Below are 20,799 nucleotides of genomic sequence, written 5' to 3' on the forward strand. Positions count from 1 at the left end.
GATTCCCCGCCTTATACTGGATCTCAACATTCAGGCTCCCTGAATACATGTGGAGTAGAGCCTGAATGTTCTTGTGGCTTCATTTCCATGGAATCCAGGGCAAGCTCCAGCCTTAACGTCTGTTCATACGCCAGCCTGACCCAGTGCTGAATCTCCGCTTCATCCCGGCAGCGTCCTTCCATGACCGTATCAAGCGATGAACGAACACCATAGAGCGTCAGTTTAATCGGCAGATCGGCACTTAAGCGGCCCGATTGTGATCCAACCAAATCTTCTTGAATTTGCGGCTTTCCGAACCATTCTTCGCCTCTCGGCTCCCGTTCTATCCACTCATGATCTGAACTATTTATGTGCTCCGCTTGTATACGTATCGCAACGTCATTCAGATCGGCAGCAATCTGCCGCAGTTCCCCGCCATTCAGCACTTCAATCGGTGCTGAAATTTGGCCATTAGCCAGCTCATGAGCTCCACGAGCAATGACCTTGAGGTCATCTGCAATCTTCTGCGATCGAATCCAAAAAAACAAGGCAAACAAACTTCCCCCGATGAATATAACCAACGGTGTTGTTCCGATATGGTTTATCACCCAATGCATAACGCGAGTTATCCCTGTTGTCTCAGACAGGAGATGACGGTGGGCAAAACGTAACATGTGATAAACGACAAATAGGAGCGCTGTGCTAAGTAACGCACTTGCTCCACAGATATATATGTATCTAAGTCTGACTGTACGTAATAATAATCTCATATTCGGCATCCTCCTCAATTTTGCAGCTCATGTGTACGATTGAGGTTAAGAATACCGAATATTTCTTAATGAGGAAGTGGGTAACTTCTTATCATTTTCTTAATTAAGCAATTAGGATGTTGAATCAAGCAAGATCTAATACATCGGACGAGAATTCTTTCAAGTTACTGTTCCGCTTGGTCTCTGTTCATCGGAGCAGTAGTTATAGGGAAACGCGTAACAAAATCGGTTCGGCCCTGTTCACTGTATGCAGCGATACTTCCTTGATGTAATTCTATCATTGACTTGGCAATGGCCAGCCCCAGACCGGTGCCGCCCGTATCACGAGAGCGGGACTTGTCCACCCGGTAGAATCGATCGAATAAATGGGGCAAATCCTGTGTCGGAATCGGTTCGCCGTAATTGCTGATGCGCACCACGGCTTCTTTACCTTCAAGAGACAGCGCGATCTCCATCACTTTCCCCTGTGCCCCGTAACGGATTGCGTTACTGAACAGGTTCTCATATGCACGAACAAGCTCCCCGGGAGCGGCCTGAATCCATAAAGGCTCCTGTCCACCGATGATCTTGTATGTCATGCCCGCCTCTTCCAGCATCGGAGCGAACTCTTCCGCAAGCTGCATCAGAAACGGGTTCAGGTTCAAAGAAGTCAAGGACAAGGGCAGGCTCCCACCACTGACACGGGTATATTCGAACAAATCGTCGATCAGTTTCCTTAATGTTAAGGATTTCTCGTACGCAATGCTCACGTAATAACGCATCTCAATTTCATCCTGATAGCGATCCTTCTCTATGTACTCCAAAAATCCGAGAATGGAGGTAAGCGGTGTCCTCAAATCATGAGAAATGCCTGTAATCAAATCATTTTTGGCAGCGACCGCACTACGCTCCTCCTGCAATGACAGCTGCAATTGTTCAGCCATCTGATTAATGCTGGCAGCGACAACGCCAAATTCATCCGATGTGTTTACCTCAATCCGATGGGACAGTTCTCCTTTGGCAACCTCCTGAATTCCCGCGGTAATCTCATCCAAAACGAGCATCAGCCTGCGTGTGAACAGGAAAAAGAACAGCACAAAGCCAAGTATGCCAACTATAATCATTAATGGCACCGACCCAATATTATTCACCAGCCACCTGATACCTCTTGCAGGGAGCGAATAATCAGGATAGGTCTGAGCATCCAGAATGGATCGTACAACGTTGCTGCCCCCATACAAAATAGCCGCCGTCAAAATACCACTTAGCATAAATGCGTAAATAAATTTCCAGCGGACTGTGTTAATTAATTTTGAATTCATCTCGGAACTCCCTGCTCACGCTCTGTATCCAATTCACCTTGTAAACGCACGTGCTTATTGTGGTTTGATCATCTTATACCCAACACCCCATACCGTCTGTATGAACTTGGGATGTTTGCTGTCGAGTTCAATTTTCTCCCGAATCTTGCGGATATGCACCATGACGGTGTTGTTGGATTCCATGAATTCCTCTTTCCAGACCTGTCTGTAGATCTGCTCCATACTAAGCACAGAGCCTTGATGGCGCGCGAGCAGCTCCAGAACGGCAAATTCACGAGGAGTCAGACGAACAGGCTGCTCATCCACCCAGACCTCATGGGTATCGGTATTGATAACCAGATCGTCAATCACCCATTCATGCTCCTTGTTCTCCCGGCCTTCATTAAAGGTATGATACCTGCGAAGCTGTGATTTTGCCCGTGCCACTAGTTCAAGCGGGTTAAACGGCTTGGTCACATAATCATCAGCACCGATGCTCAGCCCTGTGATTTTATCCATATCCATGCTTTTGGCGGACAGCATAATGATCGGCATTTTCTGCTCTTCCCGAATTTTCATACAGGCTTCAATTCCGTCCATATTTGGCATCATGACATCCAGAATGATCAGATCAATTGGCTCTTTCTTCAATTGCTCAAGCGCCTCGATCCCATCACTGGCTGTTAGAACTCGATACCCTTCATTGCCAAAATAAATCTCCATCAATTTAATAATATCCTGCTCATCATCCACAAGCAGAATGGTTGCTGGCTGTGCCACGGCATTATTCCTTTCCATTCCATGAATCATTGCTTTGATCAGAGTATACCACTAGAATATGAATCTGCGAAAATCATCGCGCTCAAGAAAGGGGTCACACGTTCAAATTTCCAGTATACTGAATGCCCCTTCATAATGGGTTAATTATCGTAAACCAATACAATCTCTGAATCTGTTCAGTCTATTTCTCTCAACCTATGAGTGTTATTGCCTTCCATTTGTTACTCCTTTCAGTAAAGTATAGTATCGTCGATCTAATCCCGATTTAACCGTTGCTTGTTTCGGATAACATGCTCTATGTATTCTATCTAATCTTGTTTCTATTCAGGCAGGAACTTGGTATGATGTATCTATTTTTTCTATTCAAACAATGCCACTTTGGGCTCTATACCAGTCAAAGTTAGCATCGTGTGCAGTTGGCCCCTGTGGTGGTATACATGTCCCATAATCTCAAGCAGCCACTCCAGACGACTGTACGAAGCGCCCCAATAGGAGTCAGTCACCTGTAATAATTCTTCCGTGTTAAACTGTCTGTATCTATGGTAAAGGTACATCTGATTGGCAATCAACGCTTCCTTGATCTCACTGAGTGTATTCGGCTGATTTTCCTCGTAAAACAAAGCCATTTCTTCTTCAGAGGCTCCCTCCGAAATATGTACATCTGCACGACAAATGACGGATAGATGAGAAAGCAATTCTCCAACCGGCCGTTTGCCTTCAATCGGAGTCAAAGCCAAATCCTGTTCGGATAGTTGGTCACATAAATTGATTAATGATGTGACTGCCACATCAATATGTTTAAATGCGGATTGAATCAACAGAAACACTCCCTTTTTATCCCATTATATAGAACGTATGATCGCTAATCAACCCATTTATTCCCCCTTCATATATAAACCAGCCATGTTTGAAAACTAACAATGACGAACAAAAAAGCCCCTCCTCCCTCTTATAGACGGTATTTGGGACTTTTTGTTGCTTCTATGATAACAAACATGAACTTAACTTGAATATAACGAACAATACGTTTGATCGAATCGTCCTGCAAGCAAGTCCTCCTTGCGAATGAAAAATTGCAGCTCTCCACAATCCCACCATTGAAATCCGATAGCGTCATGCGTATCAATTTTCAATAGAAGCAGTGTATCCGAAAGCTCTTGTTGTGTCCGTTCCTCATCTCCGCCATAATGAGCAGTCAGCTTCTTCTCACACGCCTGCTCATCATAATCATACTCTTCACCAAGTACGATCTGTAACAGCGCCTGATGCTCTGCATCCGGATGTTGACCGTCAGGATATCCAAACATGCCACCCCAGTTCTGTGTACTCGGATGATTCCAGCTGGACTCGAATTCAAGGTATCGGTCATATAGACCTTCCTCCCCTTCGACGGCTACTTTTCCACCAGATATCGGGGCAGCGAGTGCATTCAGATCCAGGGAATCAATGTACGCATATGTAGGAAACTCAAGGTTAGGCAGCACCGTTACCGAATGCGCTACAAAATCGTCCTGCTTCAGCGCAGTTTCGCCCGCAGGCTCTCGCCTTGTCAGGTTATGAGCGTCCGGCTCGTAAATTACACGATGCTCAATATGATAAGCAGGCTCATCCACACCAATGAAAAAATATAACATGCCCCGTTCGGGCAAATTCCCGCGACCATCATTTGGCGTATATGGCGTCAAGTCCACAAGATTCAACTGGGCCAGGAAAGTCATGGGTACTCCATCCTGTGTCAAAGGCCATTTCATGTTCTCCGGCAGATCCGGATCTCCACCTACACGTGAATTCCCTGTTCTGCGATACTCATCCGCTGTCGATACATCAAGGCGAATTCCCCAACGACTTGAAGATAACAGCAGATCGGCAGCATTACCCAATCCATATTCCTCAAGTGTTTTCCGGGCTTTTCTGGTCAGACGTTCACATTGTTCAGGTTTAATCATACAGATCCTCCCCTTCTGACAATACATCTATGGTGAGACATATTCAGGTACACACCTGTATATTCTTCCGCTGCCTCTTCTTTCCCTGCTTCTAGCGAAAAAAGAGACTGACATTCGCTGTCAGCCTCTATCCTTACGATCCATCCCATCCCTAACGATTCCGATGCGGTAGATCATCCTGGAATGCACGAATATGCTCCTCGCTATCCAGAAACTCATGCGACTGGTGGGCAGCCATTACACCATGATAACTAATATCCAGGCCCAGATCTTCCTCTTCTTCCGTGGAACGGACAGGAACCATCTTGCCAATGAGCTTCAGACCGATCCAGGTCATGACAAATCCCCAGACGACCAAAGCCGTGAGGCCGAGCGCCTGAACACCCAGCAGCCTCCAGCCGCCTCCCATGAACAAGCCCCCATCCGTTGCAAATAAACCCACGGCAATCGTTCCCCACATCCCGGATACAGCATGAACAGGGAACGCACCCACCGGATCATCAATCTGCCTGCGGTCCAGCCAATTCGTTGCAGCCATCATGAGCAATCCGGATACCGCCCCGATGAATATCGCAGCTACATCACCGACAAAGGCACAACCCGCCGTAATACCAACCAAACCGGCAAGCGAGCCATTAATGACGGATGGTGCATCCGAACGATTGAAACGGAACAAGGTGTAGAGCAGTGTAACTGCGCCGCCCGAAGCAGCAGACAACATCGTAACGATGGCAATGTGACCGATCCTTACATCAGTCGCGCTGAGCGTACTTCCTGCATTGAAGCCAAACCAGCCGAACCATAGCAGAAATGCACCTACAGATGCCAGCGGCAGATTGCTCGGAAGCGCAATGGCACTCACGCCAAGCGGCGTGTATTTTCCTTTACGCGGCCCAATAATAATGGCGGCGGCCAGTGCGGAGAACCCGCCCAACGCGTGAATGACCGCGGAACCGGCAAAATCCTGCATGCCCAGCTTGCTGAGCCAACCGCCACCCCATGCCCAGTGACCACCAATTGGATAAATAATAGCCGTCATCAATATGATATACAGCAGGTAGGCTCGAAAGTTAATCCGCTCAGCCACAGCACCGGATACGATGGAAATGACGGCAATGGTAAACGCAGCCTGGAACAGCCAGAATGTTTCCAGTGATACGGGTACATCCAGATGAGACAAATCTCCATTGAGGAAAAATCCGGTTATGCCTACCAAACCACCAGCATCAGAACCATACATTAAGCCAAATCCGATCGCATAGAAAAGCAATGTTCCGATTGTAATGTCGGCGAAAACCTTCATAATAATATTCACGCTATTTTTATAACGTACAAAGCCAGCTTCCAGCAGGGCAAACCCGCCCTCCATCAACAAAATCATGGCTGCACTCAGTACGACCCAGACTGTATCAATCCCGGAGCTTAACGTCTCCAAAGTCATGCTTATACATCCTCCGTTTCCCTAAGCTGTCTAATCTCTCGGATCGTTTCGGGCGTAAGCTCGATTTCGTCCCGTTCAATGCTGTCCGGATGCTTGATTCGTTCGGCAATGCGGTCCAGTTCTCGTATCCGCCGCCGAATCTGCTCCATTTTGCGAAAACGTTCCTTCACCTGGACCATATATTCCACCGCCTGGTGATGGGATGCGGGTCGCCCTGCGAACCATTTGCGTACTGGCGACAAAGATTGATAAGCGACTTCTTCCGCACGTTTTTTTTGCTCGAATTGTTCAATTTTATGTTTGAGGGTTTCAATCTCATTTTCTTTTTTGACCTTGAGCTGTTGGATAAGGTACAATAAATCGGACGATGATATTTGCAATGCTGTATGATGATACACCTCGTCAATTACTAACATACCATGTCAGGACTCCTTACATATCAAGTTACTTGTTATCGATTATAGAGTCCAGCAGCACTTAGCGTCAATCCTTTTTTGACGATGGTATGATTTGAAATAGCTCATTTATAAGAAATAGCTTTTTTCTTACCCTTAAAACTTCAACTAACAAGGTAAATTAAAACCTCCTTCGCATTCACTTTTCATATCCTCTATGATATATATCAAGCACCCACATGCTGGGCCTACACATACACAAGCTGACATCATAGAACTCATATAAAGGAGAGGATTGCACGATGTTCACTCGTAATGACGACATTCGTAGCCAAATCTGGGAAGCGATCTCTGGACTTAGTGAAGAACAATTGAACCTTAGACCCACACCTGAACGCTGGAGCATGATACAAGTGCTCCGTCACCTGAATCTGATGGAAAGTATAATTGTGAAGCAAGCTCGTGCGGCGCTAGAGAAGGAACAGACCCAGACCGTTTCTGTGGACAAAAAACCATATGAGCTAACACTGGATCGCAGCCACTCCGTCAACGCCCCGGCTCATCTCCAGCCTCCTGCGGAACCGGAAGCTCTGGCGAATGTTCGCCACGATCTGGAAGCCTCGCATCAGGCGCTGATGCACGTTGCACAGGATCATGAGGCTGAACTGCTGCGGAGCAAGTCCTTTCCCCACCCGGTTTTCGGTGAGATGGATCTGGCTCAGTGGGTCGATTTTGCAAGCTATCATGAAGAGCGTCATCTGGCACAGATTCAGGATATTAAGCAAAGGCTTGGCGTGTCCCACACCTAAATTCCATGTAAGCAAAAATAACCTCCAATCCACGCGCTGTGGATCTGGAGGTTTTCATTTACTTTGAAATAAGCTTATATTTTTTTGCCCAAGATCGCCAAATCCCGGTTGATGCCATCCAGCACAGCCACTTCGGGGTAATACCCCCACTGCTCAAAGCCATGCTTGCGCAATAACCCCAGACTCGGTTTATTATGTCCAAAGACAAAGCCCAGAATCGTCTTGATTCCAAGCGCAGGACAAGCGTCAAAAATCGTGTTCAGCAAGCGTCCACCTGCCCCAATTCCCCGACACTGCTGATCTACATATACGCTGACTTCCACCGTCCCATTGTAAGCAGGGCGTCCGTAAAATGAACTCAGGCTGGCCCAGGCCACAACCTGTCCGTTATGCCTCATCACCCAGAGTGGACGATGATCCGAAGAATGCTCCTCAAACCACGGAACTCGCTGCTCTACAGTCACTGGCTCCAAATCCGCCGTCACCATCCGGCTCTCAATCGTGGAATTATAGATCTCCACAATCCTTGGCAAGTCCTCACGACGCGCATACTCAATCTGCACACTATCCAGTTCCATGTCTACTCCTCCATCATCCTGATCAATTCTATCTCATGACGGTATTATAACGGAGGAAGGAAGCTGGCGTCATCCCCCAAACATCCGGTCAGCCCCGCAATTACTCAGGCAATCCCTGGAAGGTCTTTCCCCGGGTTAACTGCTGGCTCTGATCCGCCCAACGAATGTTAACGGAACGGGCAGTGAACAGATCCGGTCCGTCCGATACCTGGAAGTGCAGGTGAGCTTCGCTGGAGTTCCCTGAGTTGCCCAGCTCTCCGATGAGGTCTCCCTGCTTGACTTTATCCCCTTTTTTGACCGCTACACTGCCTTCCTTGATATGACCGGTGATGCTATATTCTCCATTTCCATGGTCAATGACCACGTTGTTACCTGCCGGCTCTTCCGGGTTCATAACGCCTGGCGTATTGTCTGGAATATCGTTCTTGATCTCAACTACGGTTCCGTCCGCAGCTGCATAGAGCGGTTCACCAAAAGCGTAATAACTTGCATTCACCTGCGCATCCCCGTTATAGCTGAAACCTTCTTTGGTTCGCACGATATCAAGCGCGTAGCGCTGTGTTTCATGCTCATAATGATAGTTAGACATCACATCATTGCCTCCCCAGAACACATACCATTCCCCCTTCATAGGGAACTGAAATTCGGTTTTGGTAAACTTTCCATCCGTGTCCTTATGGGTTACCAGCGGCTGGATCAACAGCCCCTCAATCTGATTGACTTCGCTAAAATAGGCTTGAATCCCTTTTGTTCCGGTTTGATCCTTCCAGGAAAGCTCAGTCAACTTGTTCATTTTGAGATGGACCACTTGATTCAGTGAGGTTACCCCCTCCAGAAATTGATCAGCAGATGTTTTGAATTGTTCAAGGGTTATCGCTTGCTTCAATTCCGGACTCATCTGACTGTAAATGTCTTCCTTGGAACCGCTCATTAACGTATCGATGAAATTGTCGGGTGTAATGATGGTGCTCACCTCTGTACCTGAATTCTCTTCCAGATGAGTGCTCTCACTAGCTTCATTTGAATTCGTCGTTTCTTCCTTTGACTGTCTGGCCTGTTCCGACGTAATCGAGTTACTGTTACCGCAAGCAGACAACATCACGCAGGCACCAAGGGTTATGGCAATCAACTTCCAACCCTTTCTACTCTGTAATTTCTCAGGTGCCGCATATGTGGATTCCAGCTGACTTCTTCCGTAATTCGAGCGCTGCTCCTGTACCTTAGTTCTCTCATTCAGCCTGTTCATTCTCCACCTCATTCTCAACATCCCTTCTGGTGATCGTTATACTTTCCAGTTAAGTGTACAGAATGAATCTTATCCTTCGTCTAACCCATCCTTACATCTAGCTAAACTGTGGCGTCCTCAATGGCATCATAATTAAGATTCCGTTAAGATAGCTCTCACACTACATTGCCCTTCTGGATGGTATGATTAGCAATAAATAATAGGAAGTCCCGGGAGGTCATTTCACATCATGGATCACGTCTCCATACTGCTAGTTGATGATGAACAAACCATTTTACATATGCTCAAAACCGTTCTGCTTAAAGAGCGATTTGTAGACATTGATACCGTTGCGACTGGCGAAGAAGCGATTACCGCCTGCCAAAATAAAACTTATCATTGCATCGTGCTGGATATCATGCTGCCTGGCAAAAGCGGACTGGAAATCTGTCCATTTCTGCGGCAATTGACCGATGCACCGATTCTTTTTCTCACTGCCAAAACAACGGATTATGACAAGTTAACTGGATTCGCCGTTGGCGGCGATGATTATGTCGTTAAACCATTTAATCCACTTGAAGTGGTAGCTCGGATCAAATCGCTGCTGAAACGGTATTTGCCTACCAAACTGGCAACCTCTACAGCTGCTGCTTCACCCTTTTCTGACGCAAATACGTCCTCTCCTGCCGTACAGGATGGGATACATGATTTTGGTCGCTTTCAAGTATTTGAACAAGCCGGTGAACTTCAGGTTGAAGGACAGGCCGTAACATGTCCGGCACTTGTCTATCAGCTGCTGCTCTTTTTCTGCAAGCATCCCAATCGTATTTTCACCAAATCGGAATTATATGAGCGCGTCTGGGGCTCGGAAGCCATCAGCGATGACAATACCGTTATGGTTCATATTCACCGGATTCGTGAGCGGATTGAAGCCGATCCCTCTAACCCTGCGTTTCTCGTCAATGTTCGGGGTCTGGGGTACAAACTCATACAGCCAAACCCTGTGTCACGCCCATGAGCATTCGTCGCAGATTAATGACGCGGTTTATCGGTATGCTTGCTGGTGCAGTAGTTATTATCATCCTGTTGGGTTCCGCAGCCACCTATTGGGTCATTCACAAAATGAATGAAGTAAGCCTGGTGGATGACTTCGCTACCAGCGGACTTGACCAGTTGATCAATACCGCAGAGATTATGCCCGATGGGACGGTCCGCTATGATCCCAAGCTGCTGAAGCAGGTCGAGAAAAATCAGGGGTGGCTGCAGGTTCTGGATGATAAAGGTCATGTCATTGATGATTTCAATACACCGGACGACGTTCCAAAGCAATATAAGCCCGGAGAGTTGATTGCATACTGGGGGGCCGAAAAGGCGTTCCCCTATCAGATCGCCATGTTGATTCGGGAGAAAAACGGTGAGTATTTCACCTTGTTGTACGGCGAACGCAATCTGGCCAAATCCTTGCTCGATCAAGCCCGTGAGGATACTCATTACGCCAATGGAGAGCTTGTGCTTCAATCCAAACAAGAGGAAGCCATTCGTTCCAAAGGTGCCTTTCTGCAAATTTTGGACGCCTACGGACAGGAGCTGGCCTCTTACAACAAACCAGCCATAGGTGTTCCCAGTAAATACAGCATTCAGGAACTGGTTCTGCGTATTCGTTATCCCAATCGATATGGCATGTCGACCGCAACCTTTTACGATGAACAAAATGGCACAACCTGGATGCTCAACATACCGGTCGATACCACTGCTTCAGGGGATGAAAATCCCTATAACTTCATTTTGACCCCTGCACTCGTCGTGCTGCTCCTATCCGTTGTCATTTTACTCATCCTGCTGGCCCTTTGGTACGCCAATCGTTTCGGTTCCCCCATGCTGCATATGCTCCAATGGCTCCAGCGGCTGGAGCAGGGACATTATGAGGAACCCAAAGGCATCGGTGGCACCCCTCGCAGCCAGCGACGAAATGGCAAATGGAAACGGAAATACCACGTGTATGCTGAAGTGCTTCGCTCCATGCAGGCATTATCCACCACACTGAAACAAGATGAAGAACTGCGTAAACAGACCGAATCTCTGCGTGAGGAATGGATCGCCGGAATAACGCATGACCTCAAGACACCTCTGTCCTCCATCCAGGGATACGCCCATATGCTTGAAGCACAGAAGTATAGCTGGTCCCCGGAAGAAGTGCGAGAATTCGCGGGTATTATGCTGGACAAATCCATGTATATGGACCGACTTGTGAATGACCTTGCCATGACGTACCGATTGCGCAGCGGTGGATACCAGCCACCTGTGGATGAAACTGACGTGAATACGTTACTGCATGATCTCGTCCAACGTGCAGAACGCAATCCGGTCTATGGCAAAGGGAGAATTTTGTTCCGGCCTGCGAAAGCTCCGGTCTATGGCCATGTGCATATTCCATCTTTTGAGCGCATTGTGGATAATCTGACTGCTAACGCCCTTCTCCATAATCCAGCGGAGTCGACCCTGACCGTTAGTGTACATCCAGGTGAACAGACAGGCGAATTCAGTGTTCATTTTGCCGATGATGGACAAGGAATGGACTCGGAAACGGTCTGGAGGCTGTTCGAACGATACTATCGCGGCACTGATACAGGCACATCCGATGTCGGGTCAGGGCTTGGTATGGCGGTTACGAAAGGGTTAATCGAAGCGATGAAGGGCCGTATCGAGGTTCAATCAACTTCTGGTGTGGGTACTGTCATTCGGTTAATATGGGATGGACAATCAGAACAGGGGTAAAAAAACATTCCGCTTGACCTTTTCATTTTCAGTCTATATAATCGACACTCAATAACACCTGTTCCAATATATTGATATAGACTTGAACGATATTAAGATCAATTCAAATGATATCGATTATGCATATTTGGCGATGACCAGAGACAAGATTCCGTTTGCGTGCTGCCCAGAGAGAGAAGGGATTGGTGAAACCTTCTTCAGCGAACGGACCGGAATTACCCCTCTGCAGCCGTGACCTCAAACCTCAGTTTTGCGGACTTTTTCATGAATTCCGGACAAAGCTGTCAGTAGAGTTCACCGCCTGATCCCCGATAACGGATTCCAATGAGGGTTATGATGTTCTTGCTTGCGGCGGCTGGTCGTGTTCAGGAGCATTCATAACCAAATTAGGGTGGAACCACGAGCTGAGCGCACTCGTCCCTTTTCCGGGACGGGTGTTTTTTGCGCTTCAAATTTGAATATTGGAGAGTGGTTCACATGAGTAATCCGAATAAAAACAGCCAATTCAGCAATCCATCGAATGATCAACAACAACCTCAACGTTCAATTGACGTTTGCTTGCAGGGCGGAGCTGTACGTTCTTACGAAGCCGGTATCACTGTAGGAGAGGTCGCCTCATCCATCAGCACAACTCTGGGCAAACAAGCCATCGGCGGTATTGTAGATGGTAAGAATGTCGATCTCGATTGGGTGCTTGAGCAAGATTGCGAACTCGTCATCGTTACACTGGACAATGAGGAAGGTCTGTATCGTTATCGACACAGCACAGCTCATGTACTCGCACAGGCTCTCAAACGCATTTACGGTGCGGAACAAGTGAAGCTGGGCATCGGGCCTGTCATTGAAGATGGATTTTATTACGATGTCGATCTGGAGCATGCTTTATCTATCAGTGATCTGGCTGGCATTGAGCGGGAAATGAACAAAATCATTCAGGAAAACGAAAAGATCAGCCGCCGAGTGGTTAATCGTGAGGAAGCGCTCCGCATCTTTGGAGAGATTCAGGACCCGTATAAGCTTGAACTCATTCAGGATTTACCAGAGGACGCCGAGCTTTCGATTTATGACCAAGGAGAGTTTTTCGATCTGTGCCGCGGCCCTCATCTTCCCTCCACTGGTCGAATCAAAGCATTCAAGCTGCTGAATGTGGCTGGTGCGTACTGGCGGGGCAACTCGGATAATAAAATGCTGCAACGTATCTACGGCACCGCTTTCCCAAGCAAGGCCCAATTGGATGAACATCTGCACATGCTGGAAGAAGCAAAGAAACGGGATCACCGCAAACTGGGCAAAGAGCTTGAACTGTTCATGTTCTCTGAAGAAGCACCCGGCATGCCCTTCTATCTGCCCAAAGGCATGACTATCCGCACAGAACTGGAGCAATTCTCCCGTGAGTTGCAGCTACAGGAAGGTTATCAGGAAGTGCGTACTCCACTCATGATGAACAATCGTCTGTGGGAGCAATCGGGTCACTGGGAGCATTACAAGGACAACATGTATTTCTCCGAGGTGGATGATGACACTTTTGCACTGAAGCCGATGAACTGTCCGGGACATATGCTGATTTTCAAAAATACACTTCATTCCTATCGTGAGCTGCCGATTCGCATGATGGAGTTCGGTCAGGTTCACCGCCATGAATTCTCAGGTGCTCTGAACGGCATGATGCGTGTACGGACTTTCTGTCAGGATGATGCGCATCTCTATGTAATGCCAGAGCAGATTGAAGATGAGATCAACCAGGCAATCTCATTGATCGGACGCATGTACGACATCTTTGGATTCGAATATAAGATTGAACTGTCCACTCGCCCGGACGATTCCATGGGATCAGAGGAGCTATGGGATCAGGCAGAAAGAGCATTGCAAAATGTACTTGATCGGCGCGGTGTGAAATACCGCATTAACGAGGGTGACGGTGCCTTTTACGGTCCGAAAATTGACTTCCACATTCTCGATGCGCTTAAACGCAGCTGGCAATGCGGAACAATCCAGCTTGATTTTCAAATGCCCGAGAAGTTCGATCTCACTTATATTGGCGAGGATAGCCTGAGACACCGTCCTGTCGTGATCCACCGTGCCATCTATGGTTCTATCGATCGCTTCATCGGCATCCTGACTGAACATTACGCCGGTGCGTTTCCACTTTGGCTCGCGCCCGTGCAAGTGAAGTTGCTGCCTGTTTCGGATCATTACGCCGACTACGCGCTTCAAGTTCAGAGCCAGCTGCGGGCTGCCGGCATTCGGGTAGAAACAGATCTACGCAGTGAGAAACTCGGCTACAAAATCCGTGAAGCTCAGATGGAAAAAGTGCCTTACTCTCTCGTACTCGGGGAAAATGAGAAAAATGCATCATCCGCCTCTGTCCGTGCATACGGTCAAGGCGATCAAGGCATTCAGCAAATTGAAGCATTTATTGAGATGATTCAGCAGGCTGTGAAGGCAAAAGCCTGAGCTGCTTAAACTGGAATTGACTGAAACATAACGTTAGAGGCAGACCGTTAATATGGATAACGGTTGCCTCTAATTCTCTCTCCACAAGGAAGTCGCCACTTCTGCTTCGAATGATCAGCATTTACAATTTTTCTTCAGGTCTGAGTCCGACTTGCTCTTCGCTCCATGTCCAGAAGCGCTCAGCTGCTGCGGCATCCAGAGCATGGGCTTTCAATTCCTGGTCCTTTTGTTGATAGAAATAACGTCCGGTTATCCCGGCAACATCAGGACTTGTGGCGAGATAAATCGCCGTCTGCGCCCCTTCTTCAGGAGAGAGGAAAAACGGTAACTTGCCTACGATAGCCATAATACGTGTGCCAAAACCGGTATTACGATCTACGCCAATACTTGTACCAACCGCACCGGGATGAAGACAGTTCACCGTGATGCGGGTATCCGCCAATTTGCGGGCCAGAACACGGGTGAATAACACGTTAGCGAGCTTGGATTGCGCATAACTTTTGATTGGATTATAGCCTTTATGCAGATGGGGATCTTCGAAATGAATTTTGCCAGCTTTGTACGCACCAGACGAAACATTCACAATCCGCCCCTGCTCCGCAGCCTTCAACGGCTCAATCAGGAGTAAGGTAAGCAAAAAATGTCCAAGATGGTTAATGCCGATGCCTTGCTCAAAACCGTTCGAGGTCTCCTGGCGCTTCAACATGACGACACCCGCATTATTAACGAGAACGTCAAGTGTATCATAACGCTCCCGAAATGATTGGGCAAAATGACGGATGCTTTCCAGTGACCCCAGGTCACACAGCATCAGTTCAATCGCAGTAGAGCCGGACTGACGCAGTGCCTCCTCCAGAGCCTGCTGTCCGCGCTTCTCGCTGCGGCAAGCCATAATTACGTGATACCCTTGCCTTGCAAGTTCAATAGTGGTTGCCAGACCCATGCCTGAATTGGCTCCCGTTACAATCGCTGTCTTTGTGGACATCAGGTATTTCCCTTCTGAACCGAAGTTCTTCGTATTTTGGGACCATTGTCTTCTAGTTTCTAAAGCACTCCTGACGTCAATATGAGATAATCGAAAGATCACATATTGGTCTTATAGGGAGGATACGCATGCTAACCAAAGAAGACTTCAAGAAACTGAAAAAAGAAGCGAAACATGACATTGCACTAATCGAACAGGAGGTCCAACATCTCCAGCAAAAGCCAGACTCAACACTGCATGAAAAGGATAAACTGTGGGACGATGAAGAGATTGGTGAGCTTATCCGAAAACGGCAAGAGCGCAAATATAGTTCATGGACGATTGAATTATGCACAATTATTGAAGACCTGCTGAATCAACTATACCAGCAAACACATCAAAAAAAATTTAATTCGATCCAACTGATGAAAACTCCCGCATACCGTTCTTTATCCAATATCGAAATCCTTCAGGCTGAATTGAAAAATCAACACATTGCCCTGAAATCGGGAATGGAGAACATTGAAGAAGAAAGCACCAACGTGTTTCAACTCCGAAATAAACTTATTCACTCCAACTTTTCTTATGCTTCCATCGTCAGAGAGTATCACGATGCAAAACAAGAGTTTGAATCCATCCTGGATACGGTGAAGCAATATAGAAAACACTTGAAATATAATCAGCCAGAGAATTGACCCATCCATGATAAATGATAAATACACAATGATCCTACTCTATAAAGGAGGTGCTCCGGATTCGATCCGGGAACCAGTATGAAAAATCCATCCACGGATATAACGGTTCTACATCTTCACATTGTCACACCTGCGGGTAAAAACCCGATCCACCCTGTCATGCTGCGTGATGAAGATGGCATTACACTTGTGGATACAGGCATGATTGGCCAATTCGATGAACTTCAGTCCGCACTGGAACATGAAGGCGTTCAGCTATCTGATATCCAGCGTATTATTTTAACACATTCCGATATAGATCATATTGGTAACCTTGGTGCCCTTGTGAATGCTGTTCCGGATGTGGATATCTGGGCGCATAGTGATGAAATTCCGTATATCACGGGCAAACAGCCCATGATCAAGTTCACACCGGAACGCAAAGCGTTGCTGCCTGAACCTGTAGCGGAGCTGGCAGAACAATTGATCTCCCAACGGACTGAGTTCAAAATATCCAAAGTGCTTGAGGACGGTGACATGCTATCTTTACAGGGGGGCATCCAGGTCATTCATACACCGGGGCACACCCCAGGACATATCTGCCTGTACTTCCGGGAGCAGCAATTCCTGCTCGCTGCCGATGAATTACGTGTGGTCGATGATGAATTGGTGGGACCTTCTCCACCCGCAACACCGGACATGCCTGAAGCGCTGCGCAGTTTGAAAAGGCTGCTTGGCCTGAAGCTGGAGAAAGTGCTTTGTTACCATGGTGGAGAATACACCACTGAGCCCAGTCGACGCATTGCCGAACTTGCGGAAAGCGCGGACTAATCGGAACCTGCAACCTAAGGCTATGTTTACTTCAATAATAAGCGAAGGGGCTGTCCCATATGTCATGAATATGGCGGGACAGCCCCTTTTTCATGTACATTACATGTTACAGGTTTGGCGTTATAACGATCAATTGGTCATCTCCATTACGTGGAGAACCCCGGCCATCCCTGTTGTTCGTCAGCACATATAACTTTCCGTCTTCCCCCGCAGTTACATTGCGAATACGTCCCCACTCGCCTTCAAAAATCGGTTCCACCTGTGTTACTTTTGTGCCATCCTCTGACAGTGTGATTTTGAGAAGTTGTTCACCCCGTAGATTGGCAGCAAGCAGTGATCCAGCCCACGGGCCTTCCTCTATATACGCTACACCTGATGGAGCCCACGTCTCATCTCCACTATGTGCAAGCGGAGCCTGATAAGCACCATTGTTGTCATCATGCCCCTCCACTTCAGGCCAGCCATAATTCTCACCGGCTTCAATGCGGTTAATTTCATCAAAATTACGCTGCCCATGCTCTGTGGCGTACAGATAGCCATTATTCGGGTTCCAGGCCAGCCCCTGGGCATTCCGATGCCCCATGCTATATACAGGCGAATTAGGCCACGGGTTATCTTCTGGGATCGATCCGTCGAGACCAATCCGCAATATTTTCCCACCCAAGCTATCTTCGTTCTGAGCCAGCTTCGGCTCATACCGTTCACCTGTCGTAATATAGAGCAGATGGTCAGGACCAATCTTGATCCGGCCCCCATTATGATTCATACCGCCCGGAATGTCACCGAGCAACTCCTTGTCTATGGTCGCTTTCCCGCCACTTACCTTTAAGCGCAATACCCGATTGGCAATGTCATCGCCTTCAAGATAGGAATGATATGCATACAGATAGCCATTATCATCAAAATCTGGATCAGCAGCAAGGCCCAGCAACCCGCCTTCACCCTCTTCATGAAATGGAGCCGTAAATTCAATCAGGGGTTCGGAAGCCAGCTCTCCGCTCTCGATGACCCGAACGGTGCCCGGTCGCTCCGTTACAAACATCCGCCCATCAGGCACGCTCACCAACTCCCAGGGTACATTGAGTCCGTCGACCAGCACGGAAGCCTCGTAAGGAATAATGGCATTTTCCTCCGTTTCTTCTTCACCGCCACTCGCACCGTCATTGCCTTCGCTCGCTGTCGTCTGCTCCTGACTTGTACCTTGACCCTGAGACGTCTGCTGTGATCCTGTAGTCGGGTCACCGGAAGCACAGGCTGTTAATAAGGCGATACTGAGTAACGAAGCATACAATGGAACGTTTAGTCGATTATTCATGATTACATCTCCCTTCTAATGTCGTTGTTATATCGTGCAATCCTAGTTTCAAGGACCGTCCATTTCCAACGTAAGTAAACGAGTAAATAAATCTAAGTAAGCAAATTAGCAAATCTACGCGGTTTCGCCCTGTATTACCCTCCCCACCTGTCCCTCAAACGGGTAGTTAAAGCTAATTTTCGGTCATCATTCCTGCCTCCATTTGGATTTCCCCGACATTCTTCTATAATAGAAAGAAGATATATAAATTGAACTAAACATTTACACGAGAACGGAGAGGACAGAAATAACCTGAGGAAACGCAGCTAAAAGCTTTCTGAAAGAAAGCTGCATCGGAAGCATACGCTTCGCCTTTATCCCCGGATTTTACCCTTTGACAAAGACAATCCAAAAAATCTGGGGATAACAGCGATCGGAAGGTTGTTCTGTCATCGGAGTGGCAAGTGTAAATATTCTTTAGTTCATTTATATAGAACGAACTGAAAGGTGGACGTATACACTCATGAATCAAACTCCTTTATCCCGGCTGGAAGCTGGTTTGTCTACGCAAGGATTGGACGCTATGCTGATCACGGATCCAAAACATATTTACTATTTAACCGGTTTTGCAAGCAATCCGCATGAACGTTTCCTGGGGCTTGTTCTCGCACGCGGTGAAGAACCACTGCTGATCGTGCCCGCACTCGACGAGGAAGCCGCAGCAGCAGCTTCTTCGGTATCCAACATTGCCACGCATTCAGACACGGACAATCCTTATGCTTTATTTGAGCGTTATCAGGGACGTCTGGGCCGCGTGGGACTCGAAAAAGAATACGTGACGGTCGCACGTTACGAACAGTTGACCGCCGCGCTGGGCGCAGCCAACTTTGAAGATGTCGGCCCTCTGCTTCGCACCTTGCGTGTGAAAAAAACACCGGATGAAGTGGCACGTATTCGCCACGCCATTCATCTGATCGAAGAGACGCTTCGCCAGGGTCTGTCCCACGTTCGTACAGGCGTAACCGAAATTGAACTGGTTGCCGAGATGGAATATCAGATGAAGAAGCTGGGTGCAGACGGTCCTTCCTTTGATACCATGGTTCTTACTGGACCCAAAACAGGCTTGCCGCACGGCACGCCGGGGGATCGCAAGCTCCAACACGGGGATCTGTTGATGTTTGATATGGGTGTCTACGCTGGCGGGTATGCATCGGATATTACGCGCACATTTGCCTTTGGTGACATTTCACCTGAACTCCAAACCATCTATAATACCGTGCTCGCAGCAAATGAAGCTGCCATTCGTGCTGTGAAGCCAGGCGTCACCTGTGCGGATATTGACCGTGCGGCGCGTCAGGTTACGGAAGAAGCCGGATATGGCGAGCGCTTCCTGCACAGAGTCGGACATGGAATGGGGATTGACGTACATGAGTATCCTTCACTGCATGGTCAGAACATGGACATTCTGGAGGAAGGTACGGTATTTACGATTGAGCCGGGCATTTATGTCACTGGCGCAGGCGGTGTGCGTATCGAGGATGATGTACTTGTGACCGAAAATGGCGTCGAAGTGCTGACAACTTATCCAAAAGAGCTGCAAATTCTGACGGACTAATCCTTATTGGGATCATATCACTTTCGTTTTCATTTTAAAGAAAATAGGTACTGTAACCAAAAGTCCCGCGAAACCATGAATGCATGGCTTTGCGGGACTTTTGTGTTTTGATTCAGTATTCTGCGGACGAACTTAACGACGAGTCTAAGCTTCATCCTTGAATTTAAAGCTTCGTGCAGCATATAGAAACGGCGTTCCTACCGCGGTCAATACAAATTTGATCACGTACGTCGTCAGGAAAATCTCAAGCCAGACATCCCATGAGTAGATGAATGCAAATGCGATTGTACAGAATACCAGCGTATCCACAAACGAACTGATAATGGAGCTTCCGTTGGTGCGTATCCACAACTGATTGCGCCCTGGTGCCACCTTACGCAGCCAAGTGTACAGTCGCACATCCAGAAACTGACTGATGAAATAGGCTGAGAGACTTCCGAGTGCAAGACGTGGCAGCATACCAAACAGAGTTTTCATCGACTCCTGTGCAAAGTCCGTAGACGCCGGATCAAAGAATAATACCATCTGCATCAGCACTGTCGTCATGATCAATGTGAAGAACCCAAACCATACGGCTTTACGCGCCTCACCTGGTCCATACTTCTCATTGAGCAGATCACTGGTCAGATACATACTGACATACATTGTATTACCCAGTGTCAGAACGATACCCATAATATCTATCGTTTTGGTCACCTGTATGTTGGCAATGACTGTTGCCACACCGATCCAGGCATAAAGACCCTTTTTACCGAACAAGCGGTAACACAAAAGGAAAAATCCATAAGTAACGAGAACGAATACCGCTCCCCACCCTAAGTTAAACATAAGTACATACACTGCCTTCCTAGTTTTGATTACGCGGGATGGTTACGAACCGCGGTTTGGCTCCGGGCCAAAACATGAATACTCTATCACATTTCCCAACAGTTGAACAGCACTAAATAACTCCAGCTTACTCTCGAATGTAAAAAACCGCCCTCCGGGTT

At 47.7% G+C, this 20,799-nt stretch carries 19 protein-coding genes; 7 read left to right on the forward strand and 12 right to left on the reverse strand.

The genetic code is table 11. The features are described 5' to 3' along the window. Positions 1–23 precede the first annotated feature (23 nt). The 7 genes from QP794_RS04265 to QP794_RS04295 all read right to left on the reverse strand — a co-directional run bounded on the left by QP794_RS04265 (position 24) and on the right by QP794_RS04295 (position 6,612). Positions 24–749, reverse strand: a complete 726-nt coding sequence (locus QP794_RS04265; protein ID WP_285075087.1) for a HAMP domain-containing protein — start codon at positions 747–749, stop codon at positions 24–26. Positions 750–913: 164 nt separating this feature from the next. Next, positions 914–2,050, reverse strand: a complete 1,137-nt coding sequence (locus QP794_RS04270; RefSeq protein ID WP_285075088.1) for a sensor histidine kinase — start codon at positions 2,048–2,050, stop codon at positions 914–916. A gap of 54 nt (positions 2,051–2,104) precedes the next feature. Then, a complete protein-coding gene (locus QP794_RS04275; protein WP_029880794.1) occupies positions 2,105–2,827 on the reverse strand; it encodes a response regulator transcription factor in 723 nt (240 codons plus the stop codon). 341 nt (positions 2,828–3,168) lie between these two features. Then, positions 3,169–3,627 carry a DinB family protein gene (locus QP794_RS04280; protein WP_285075089.1) on the reverse strand — a complete coding sequence of 153 codons (459 nt, stop codon included), beginning with the start codon at positions 3,625–3,627 and terminating at the stop codon, positions 3,169–3,171. 183 nt (positions 3,628–3,810) lie between these two features. Continuing rightward, a complete protein-coding gene (locus QP794_RS04285; RefSeq protein ID WP_285075090.1) occupies positions 3,811–4,755 on the reverse strand; it encodes a YwqG family protein in 945 nt (314 codons plus the stop codon). 151 nt (positions 4,756–4,906) lie between these two features. After that, positions 4,907–6,196: an ammonium transporter gene (locus QP794_RS04290; protein WP_024629390.1), complete on the reverse strand. Its 1,290-nt coding sequence runs from the start codon at positions 6,194–6,196 to the stop codon at positions 4,907–4,909. Positions 6,197–6,198: 2 nt separating this feature from the next. Continuing rightward, complete coding sequence (locus QP794_RS04295; RefSeq protein ID WP_079350768.1) at positions 6,199–6,612, reverse strand: hypothetical protein; 414 nt, start codon at positions 6,610–6,612, stop codon at positions 6,199–6,201. Between the two features lie 281 nt (positions 6,613–6,893). On the opposite strand from QP794_RS04295, the gene QP794_RS04300 reads away from it, so the two are divergent. Then, on the forward strand, positions 6,894–7,400 hold the full coding sequence (locus tag QP794_RS04300) for a DinB family protein (RefSeq protein WP_285075091.1): 507 nt from the start codon (positions 6,894–6,896) through the stop codon (positions 7,398–7,400). 74 nt (positions 7,401–7,474) lie between these two features. Here the strand turns inward: QP794_RS04300 and QP794_RS04305 are convergent, their stop codons facing one another. After that, a complete protein-coding gene (locus QP794_RS04305) occupies positions 7,475–7,978 on the reverse strand; it encodes a GNAT family N-acetyltransferase (RefSeq protein ID WP_285075092.1) in 504 nt (167 codons plus the stop codon). Positions 7,979–8,078: 100 nt separating this feature from the next. Beyond that, complete coding sequence (locus QP794_RS04310) at positions 8,079–9,224, reverse strand: M23 family metallopeptidase (RefSeq protein WP_285075093.1); 1,146 nt, start codon at positions 9,222–9,224, stop codon at positions 8,079–8,081. A gap of 229 nt (positions 9,225–9,453) precedes the next feature. Between QP794_RS04310 and QP794_RS04315 the strand changes: the two genes are divergently transcribed. The 3 genes from QP794_RS04315 to thrS all read left to right on the forward strand — a co-directional run bounded on the left by QP794_RS04315 (position 9,454) and on the right by thrS (position 14,432). After that, positions 9,454–10,221 (forward strand): response regulator transcription factor, encoded by a 768-nt coding sequence (locus tag QP794_RS04315; protein ID WP_285075094.1) that lies wholly within the window; start codon positions 9,454–9,456, stop codon positions 10,219–10,221. Beyond that, complete coding sequence (locus QP794_RS04320) at positions 10,218–11,978, forward strand: sensor histidine kinase (protein WP_285075095.1); 1,761 nt, start codon at positions 10,218–10,220, stop codon at positions 11,976–11,978. Before QP794_RS04315 ends, QP794_RS04320 begins: the two co-directional genes overlap by 4 nt. Positions 11,979–12,455: 477 nt before the next feature. Further along, positions 12,456–14,432: a threonine--tRNA ligase gene (gene thrS / locus QP794_RS04325; RefSeq protein ID WP_285075096.1), complete on the forward strand. Its 1,977-nt coding sequence runs from the start codon at positions 12,456–12,458 to the stop codon at positions 14,430–14,432. Positions 14,433–14,553: 121 nt separating this feature from the next. Here thrS and QP794_RS04330 read toward each other — a convergent pair whose 3' ends face one another. Next, the gene (locus tag QP794_RS04330; RefSeq protein WP_285075097.1) at positions 14,554–15,417 is read right to left on the reverse strand and encodes an SDR family oxidoreductase; all 864 of its coding nucleotides are present in this window, start codon (positions 15,415–15,417) and stop codon (positions 14,554–14,556) included. 128 nt (positions 15,418–15,545) lie between these two features. Between QP794_RS04330 and QP794_RS04335 the strand changes: the two genes are divergently transcribed. Both QP794_RS04335 and QP794_RS04340 read left to right on the forward strand, forming a co-directional pair. Further along, a complete protein-coding gene (locus QP794_RS04335; RefSeq protein WP_285075098.1) occupies positions 15,546–16,091 on the forward strand; it encodes a hypothetical protein in 546 nt (181 codons plus the stop codon). A 78-nt stretch (positions 16,092–16,169) separates the two neighbouring features. Next, the gene (locus QP794_RS04340; RefSeq protein ID WP_285075099.1) at positions 16,170–16,901 is read left to right on the forward strand and encodes an MBL fold metallo-hydrolase; all 732 of its coding nucleotides are present in this window, start codon (positions 16,170–16,172) and stop codon (positions 16,899–16,901) included. Positions 16,902–17,007: 106 nt separating this feature from the next. Here QP794_RS04340 and QP794_RS04345 read toward each other — a convergent pair whose 3' ends face one another. Then, entirely contained in the window at positions 17,008–18,216 is a 1,209-nt protein-coding gene (locus QP794_RS04345; RefSeq protein WP_285075100.1) for a PQQ-dependent sugar dehydrogenase, read from the reverse strand. A gap of 502 nt (positions 18,217–18,718) precedes the next feature. Here QP794_RS04345 and QP794_RS04350 point away from each other — a divergent pair. Then, on the forward strand, positions 18,719–19,810 hold the full coding sequence (locus tag QP794_RS04350; protein ID WP_285075101.1) for a M24 family metallopeptidase: 1,092 nt from the start codon (positions 18,719–18,721) through the stop codon (positions 19,808–19,810). Between the two features lie 144 nt (positions 19,811–19,954). Here QP794_RS04350 and QP794_RS04355 read toward each other — a convergent pair whose 3' ends face one another. Beyond that, positions 19,955–20,638, reverse strand: coding sequence for a queuosine precursor transporter (locus QP794_RS04355; RefSeq protein WP_285075102.1), 684 nt, complete (start codon positions 20,636–20,638; stop codon positions 19,955–19,957). Positions 20,639–20,799 lie beyond the last annotated feature (161 nt).

This window comes from Paenibacillus sp. UMB7766-LJ446 (assembly GCF_030226665.1).
GTDB lineage: Bacteria > Bacillota > Bacilli > Paenibacillales > Paenibacillaceae > Paenibacillus > Paenibacillus vandeheii.

Excerpts from the sequence above, each read along its gene's own strand:
- QP794_RS04295 (WP_079350768.1), bottom strand. The coding sequence starts at position 6,612 with ATGTTAGTAATTGACGAGGTGTATCATCATACAGCATTGCAAATATCA.
- QP794_RS04330 (WP_285075097.1), bottom strand. The coding sequence starts at position 15,417 with ATGTCCACAAAGACAGCGATTGTAACGGGAGCCAATTCAGGCATGGGT.
- QP794_RS04350 (WP_285075101.1), top strand. The coding sequence starts at position 18,719 with ATGAATCAAACTCCTTTATCCCGGCTGGAAGCTGGTTTGTCTACGCAA.
- QP794_RS04275 (WP_029880794.1), bottom strand. The coding sequence starts at position 2,827 with ATGGAAAGGAATAATGCCGTGGCACAGCCAGCAACCATTCTGCTTGTG.
- QP794_RS04270 (WP_285075088.1), bottom strand. The coding sequence starts at position 2,050 with ATGAATTCAAAATTAATTAACACAGTCCGCTGGAAATTTATTTACGCA.
- QP794_RS04340 (WP_285075099.1), top strand. The coding sequence starts at position 16,170 with ATGAAAAATCCATCCACGGATATAACGGTTCTACATCTTCACATTGTC.
- thrS (WP_285075096.1), top strand. The coding sequence starts at position 12,456 with ATGAGTAATCCGAATAAAAACAGCCAATTCAGCAATCCATCGAATGAT.
- QP794_RS04305 (WP_285075092.1), bottom strand. The coding sequence starts at position 7,978 with ATGGAACTGGATAGTGTGCAGATTGAGTATGCGCGTCGTGAGGACTTG.
- QP794_RS04310 (WP_285075093.1), bottom strand. The coding sequence starts at position 9,224 with ATGAACAGGCTGAATGAGAGAACTAAGGTACAGGAGCAGCGCTCGAAT.
- QP794_RS04345 (WP_285075100.1), bottom strand. The coding sequence starts at position 18,216 with ATGAATAATCGACTAAACGTTCCATTGTATGCTTCGTTACTCAGTATC.
- QP794_RS04300 (WP_285075091.1), top strand. The coding sequence starts at position 6,894 with ATGTTCACTCGTAATGACGACATTCGTAGCCAAATCTGGGAAGCGATC.
- QP794_RS04265 (WP_285075087.1), bottom strand. The coding sequence starts at position 749 with ATGAGATTATTATTACGTACAGTCAGACTTAGATACATATATATCTGT.
- QP794_RS04290 (WP_024629390.1), bottom strand. The coding sequence starts at position 6,196 with ATGACTTTGGAGACGTTAAGCTCCGGGATTGATACAGTCTGGGTCGTA.
- QP794_RS04320 (WP_285075095.1), top strand. The coding sequence starts at position 10,218 with ATGAGCATTCGTCGCAGATTAATGACGCGGTTTATCGGTATGCTTGCT.
- QP794_RS04355 (WP_285075102.1), bottom strand. The coding sequence starts at position 20,638 with ATGTTTAACTTAGGGTGGGGAGCGGTATTCGTTCTCGTTACTTATGGA.
- QP794_RS04335 (WP_285075098.1), top strand. The coding sequence starts at position 15,546 with ATGCTAACCAAAGAAGACTTCAAGAAACTGAAAAAAGAAGCGAAACAT.
- QP794_RS04315 (WP_285075094.1), top strand. The coding sequence starts at position 9,454 with ATGGATCACGTCTCCATACTGCTAGTTGATGATGAACAAACCATTTTA.
- QP794_RS04285 (WP_285075090.1), bottom strand. The coding sequence starts at position 4,755 with ATGATTAAACCTGAACAATGTGAACGTCTGACCAGAAAAGCCCGGAAA.